General features: G+C 45.1%; 6 protein-coding genes. 4 read left to right on the forward strand and 2 right to left on the reverse strand.

Translation table 11 applies throughout. From position 1 onward, the window contains the following. Positions 1-219 precede the first annotated feature (219 nt). On the reverse strand, positions 220-672 hold the full coding sequence (locus O9324_RS24415; protein WP_287628099.1) for a DUF29 domain-containing protein: 453 nt from the start codon (positions 670-672) through the stop codon (positions 220-222). Positions 673-886: 214 nt separating this feature from the next. Beyond that, positions 887-1,495 carry a 30S ribosomal protein S4 gene (rpsD, locus tag O9324_RS24420; protein WP_002737433.1) on the reverse strand — a complete coding sequence of 203 codons (609 nt, stop codon included), beginning with the start codon at positions 1,493-1,495 and terminating at the stop codon, positions 887-889. Between the two features lie 66 nt (positions 1,496-1,561). Between rpsD and O9324_RS24425 the strand changes: the two genes are divergently transcribed. From O9324_RS24425 to fba, 4 genes are all read left to right on the forward strand, one after another. Next, positions 1,562-1,690 carry a hypothetical protein gene (locus tag O9324_RS24425; protein WP_288141553.1) on the forward strand — a complete coding sequence of 43 codons (129 nt, stop codon included), beginning with the start codon at positions 1,562-1,564 and terminating at the stop codon, positions 1,688-1,690. Between the two features lie 174 nt (positions 1,691-1,864). Then, positions 1,865-2,365 (forward strand): bifunctional nuclease family protein, encoded by a 501-nt coding sequence (locus O9324_RS24430; RefSeq protein WP_002767397.1) that lies wholly within the window; start codon positions 1,865-1,867, stop codon positions 2,363-2,365. 275 nt (positions 2,366-2,640) lie between these two features. After that, positions 2,641-3,768 (forward strand): aldo/keto reductase, encoded by a 1,128-nt coding sequence (locus tag O9324_RS24435; RefSeq protein ID WP_002787755.1) that lies wholly within the window; start codon positions 2,641-2,643, stop codon positions 3,766-3,768. A gap of 132 nt (positions 3,769-3,900) precedes the next feature. Beyond that, a complete protein-coding gene (gene fba, locus O9324_RS24440; protein ID WP_002744497.1) occupies positions 3,901-4,980 on the forward strand; it encodes a class II fructose-bisphosphate aldolase in 1,080 nt (359 codons plus the stop codon). Positions 4,981-5,274 lie beyond the last annotated feature (294 nt).

Genomic DNA, 5,274 nt, shown 5'->3' on the forward strand with positions numbered 1-5,274 from the left:
TCTAAGACTTTCCGGTATAGTTCACTTATCATTTTCGTTATTTAGGTCATATATAGTAAATATGACTTATCTTTTTTTGGAGTCTGTGTCTGTATTCCATGCTACATAAGCTTTTCAGCTTGCTTGTCCCCCTGTCAGATGAAACCCAACACCCGCTCATGTTATGCTACCGTTAACCCATCCTACAAATAATTGTGCCTCCCTACTTATATCCATTTTTCAAAAGCTATTTTCAGGAAAATAATCCCAATTTAAAACCTGTTCTTGGCTAAAAGGACAATCAACCGGAAAAGTTTCTTTTGGTAAATTAGTTTCATTTACCGTCCCTCGCACTGCTTTTTGATAACATTCTGCGAAAATATCGGCTAAATAGGGTTTTAAGCTAGGACTATCCCTAAAAATAAGCTCTAATTGTTCTCTTTGCTCATCAATGGTATTTACCCAGCTATTAGTCCGTTTTTCCGGTTGATATTGCCATTTAAGTAAGTGCATCAAGAGAACTTTTAAACGACTGAATACCTCCCGTCTATTATTACGTCCCATATCAGATATTTCTTCGATTAAGTTATCTAAATCGAGGGCTGCTAAATGGCCCTTTTTTAAGTGATTTACGGTTTGCTCAAGCCACAAATTAAAATCAGTTTCATAAAGCTGAGATAATTGATTTTTCATGTTGATGATATCCCATTTAGAAGTGGGTGGTAACGGACCACTCTCTTAACTGTAACTGTTCAGGGGAGTTATCAGTAGGGGGAGCCAGTTGAGGTTCTGCCATTCGCAGTCGGATGTTAGCCAGCCCCATGTACAATCAAAAATACTAAATTTAACCAATAAAATAAGGACGCTGCCAATTGCGTCCTCAAGGTATCTGGAAAAGGCTTTTTTCCTAGACTTTCCGAGAGTAGTATTCCACTACTAACAGTTCATTAATCGAGAGGGCAATCCATTCTCTTTCCACAACGCCATTCACTTTGCCCACGAGGGTGTTTTTGTCAAATTCCAAATGACTCGGCAGGTTGGCTAAACCGGGGTATTCCATATTTCTTTTGACGAGATCCTGGGAACGCTCTTGATTTCTAACTCCAATCACATCACCCGGACGGCACTGATAACTGGCAATATCCACAACTCTACCGTTAACGGTGACGTGACCGTGATTGACTAATTGTCGCGCCCCCGGAATTGTCCCGGCCATACCGAGACGGAAAACGGTATTATCCAGACGCATTTCTAGGAGTTGCAGCAGCACTTGACCGGTGGAACCAGTAGCCCGGCGAGCTTTGCGGACATAGCGAACTAATTGTTTCTCGCTGACACCGTAGTTAAAACGCAGTTTTTGTTTTTCTTCTAGACGAATGGCATATTCTGAACGTTTTTTGCGGGCCTGGCCATGTTGCCCCGGTGCATAGGCACGACGGGCATTTTTACGGGTTAAGCCCGGTAATTCCCCTAAACGACGCACAACGCGCAAGCGCGGTCCTCTATAACGAGACATACAGACAGTCTGCTCCTATTTAAATTTATCCCAAAACTATCATCGTAGCACAAATTAAGTAATTTAGTGGGGAAGTGGGGAAGCGGGGAAGTGGGGAAGTGGGGAAGTGGGGAAGTGGGGAAGCGGGGTGTGACCCCCCCCAACCCCCCCGACATCGGGGGGAGTGGGGTGTGGGGAGTTTTCTCAGTGAACTGATAACTGATAACTGATAACTGCCTCCTGACGGCAGCTGATGTATTTTTTTCAATAAAGATGAGGCTAATCTCTGCCATCTTAGGGCATACTGTGAGTGTAACGAAGCACTATATTATTCAGGTTGCTTTCCCACTCCTTCCCTAGCTGAATCTCTATCTTGGAGAAGCCATAGTCATGATCGAAATGAAAGTCGCTGGAATTGCCCTAGACGCTATCACTCGCAGTCCCATTGTACTGCTGAAGGATGGTTCCGAGCGTCGCGCCCTACCTATCTACATCGGACAAGATCAGGCTAAGGCCATTATCACCGTCCTCGAACAACAAAGACCCCCTCGTCCTCTCACCCACGATTTGATCGCTAATATTTTTAAAGCTTGGGACATGGATTTAGAAAAGATTATCATCCATTCTCTCCAAGATAATACTTTTTATGCTGTTCTCTGTCTCCAGCGCGGCGAAGTCAAAAAAGAAATCGATTGTCGTCCCAGTGATGCGATCGCCATTGCCCTGCGTACCAACAGTCCCGTCTGGGTAATGGAAGAAGTGATCGCTTCCGCTTCTATTCCCGTTGATCGTGACGCGGATGAGCAGGAACGTCAAGCTTTTCGCAATTTCGTCTCCAATCTTAGCCCCTCAGACCTGATCCAACGTCACGGTGATTTTAGTGATCAGTGAACATTCAGGAGATATAGGAGATAGGAGACAGGAGACAGGATTCAGGAGATAGGAGTCAGGAGATAGGAGTCAGTAGTCAGGAGATTATTTTTATTTATTCTCTCCATTTCCCCATTTCCCCATTTCCCCATCACCCCATTTCCCCATCACCCCATTTCCCCATCACCCCATCACCCCCACACCCCATCCCCCAATACCTTCTAACTGACAACTGATAACTGATAATTGATAATTGATAACTGATAACTGATAACTGATAACTGATAACTGAATCAATGCGTTATCGACGATTTGGCCGTACTAATTGGCAATTTTCGCTGTTTTCCCTGGGGACAATGCGCTGTTTGTCCTCAGAGTCGGTGTTTACTGCAACAGTCGATCGCGCCCTAGAATTGGGGATTAATCACCTAGAAACAGCCAGAGGTTACGGTAATAGCGAAGTTTTTCTCGGTCGCTACCTGCAGCGTCAAGGGGTGCGGGAGCAAGTTTATGTGACCACGAAATTAGTCCCCACTCCCGATCGCCAAACTATGGAAAAAGCGATCGCCGAATCCCGAGAACGATTACAATTAAATTACCTCGATTGTCTAGCAATTCACGGTATTAACACCCGCGAGCATTTAAACTGGATTAAAGACCCGCAAGGCTGCATGAAAGCCGTTTTTATGGCCCAAGAAGCTGGAAAAATCGGTCATGTTGGCTTTTCTACCCATGCACCCCTAGAAATTATTCTGGAGACGATCAATACAGATTTCTTCGCTTTTGTCAATATCCATTACTATTTTTTTTGGCAAAGACAGCAACCAGCGATCGCTTTGGCCAAAGCAAAGGACATGGGTGTGTTTATTATCTCCCCTGCTGATAAGGGAGGTAGTCTCCACAGACCTCCGAAAAAGCTAGAGGAATTATGCGCCCCTTTTTCACCCCTAGAGCTAAATTATCGCTTTTTATTGAGCGATCCGCGCATTACTACCCTCAGCGTCGGGGCAGCGATACCAGAGGAATTAGAAGCAATTATTAACGTATCCGAACGAGATCAGCCCTTAGATGCGGCAGAAATTGCCGTTTTTAACCGTTTAGAGGCACACTTAACCGATAAATTGGCCACAGATTTATGTAGCCAATGTTATCAATGTTTACCCTGTCCCGAAAATATTAATATCCCTGAAGTGTTGAGACTGCGGAATCTGGCAGTAGCTTACGAAATGACCGATTTTGGCCAGTATCGCTATCGAATGCTGGAAAATGCCGGTCATTGGTTCCCCGGACGCAAGGCGAATAATTGTACTGAATGTGGTGATTGTTTACCTCGCTGCCCAGAAAAATTGCCAATTCCCCAGCTGCTATTTGATACACACGAACTACTTAGCGGACCACCGCGACGGAGATTGTGGTCATCTTAGGACGAAACCCGAAAAAATTTTTTTTGGGGATCGTCAAAGTGTAAAAACTATCTTAAGATTAACAGGTAAGAGAATTAACTTTCTTGAATTTAAAGAGACAAAAAACAAGAAATAGATTAAGGAGTAAAGGATATGGCACTCGTCCCCATGCGGTTATTGTTGGATCACGCGGCTGAGAACGGATATGGCATCCCCGCTTTTAACGTAAATAATATGGAGCAGATCCAAGCGATCATGCAAGCGGCGGCAGCCACCGATAGCCCCGTTATCCTACAAGCTTCTCGCGGTGCGCGCAAATATGCAGGCGAAAACTTCCTGCGTCACCTGATCACCGCCGCGGTGGAAACCTATCCTCATATCCCCATCGTGATGCACCAAGATCACGGTAATGAACCCGCCACCTGCTACTCGGCTATCCGTAACGGTTTCACCAGTGTTATGATGGATGGTTCCTTAGAAGCGGATGCTAAAACTCCCGCCACCTACGAGTACAACGTTAACGTTACTGCTGAAGTGGTAAAAGTTGCCCACTCGATCGGTGCTAGTGTGGAAGGAGAACTCGGTTGTTTAGGTTCCCTAGAAACTGGTAAAGGAGAAGCGGAAGACGGCCACGGTTTTGAGGGAGAATTAGATCACTCGATGCTGTTAACCGATCCCGATGAAGCGGTGGATTTCGTCGAAAGAACCCAAGTAGATGCTTTAGCAGTAGCCATTGGTACTAGCCACGGTGCTTACAAATTTACCCGCAAACCCACCGGCGAAATTCTCGCTATTAGCCGCATTGAAGAAATTCATAACCGCTTACCCAATACCCACTTGGTCATGCACGGTTCTTCCTCGGTTCCCGAAGATCTCCTCGAATTAATCAACCAATTCGGTGGCGCTATCCCTGAAACCTACGGTGTTCCCGTGGAAGAAATCCAAAAAGGCATCAAGAGTGGTGTGCGTAAAATCAATATCGACACCGACTGCCGTTTAGCCATTACCGCTGCGGTTCGGGAAGCGCTATTCAGCAACCCGAAAGAGTTTGATCCCCGTTTCTTCCTGAAACCCTCGATCACCTATATGCAGAAAGTTTGTGCCGATCGCTATCAACAATTTGGTACCGCCGGTAACGCCAGCAAAATCAAACAAATGTCCCTCGATGATTACGCAGCCAAATATGCTAAAGGGCAATTAACCCAAGTCAGCAAAAAAGTTGTGGCTGTCTAGTAGCTGGACAATTAAGCGATCGCTTAATAGCACCGATCTAGCAGAATTTTTTGGGGTAGTTAACCATAACTACCCTCTTTTTTATGGGAATGCCTTAAAGGGAAAGAGTTGTCAGATAAGAATCGATTTCAGAGAAAAGACTATACTGAAAATAATCGTGCGAAACGTTTAGGCATGAAATAAGGTTGAAATACCTGAAATAACCGCCTAGTAAGGTCTTCAGTCCCCTGACTGAATCTAATAGGTCAACCCTGACCAACCTTATAACTGTTTATATGTCCCGACGTTTAGTAT

The sequence above is a fragment of the Microcystis sp. LE19-84.1B genome (assembly GCF_027531875.1).
Classification (GTDB): Bacteria; Cyanobacteriota; Cyanobacteriia; order Cyanobacteriales; family Microcystaceae; genus Microcystis; species Microcystis panniformis.

What these genes read in the sequence shown, in the direction of transcription:
- O9324_RS24430 (WP_002767397.1), top strand. Translation starts at nt 1,865, where the DNA reads ATGATCGAAATGAAAGTCGCTGGAATTGCCCTAGACGCTATCACTCGC.
- O9324_RS24435 (WP_002787755.1), top strand. Translation starts at nt 2,641, where the DNA reads ATGCGTTATCGACGATTTGGCCGTACTAATTGGCAATTTTCGCTGTTT.
- fba (WP_002744497.1), top strand. Translation starts at nt 3,901, where the DNA reads ATGGCACTCGTCCCCATGCGGTTATTGTTGGATCACGCGGCTGAGAAC.
- O9324_RS24415 (WP_287628099.1), bottom strand. Translation starts at nt 672, where the DNA reads ATGAAAAATCAATTATCTCAGCTTTATGAAACTGATTTTAATTTGTGG.
- rpsD (WP_002737433.1), bottom strand. Translation starts at nt 1,495, where the DNA reads ATGTCTCGTTATAGAGGACCGCGCTTGCGCGTTGTGCGTCGTTTAGGG.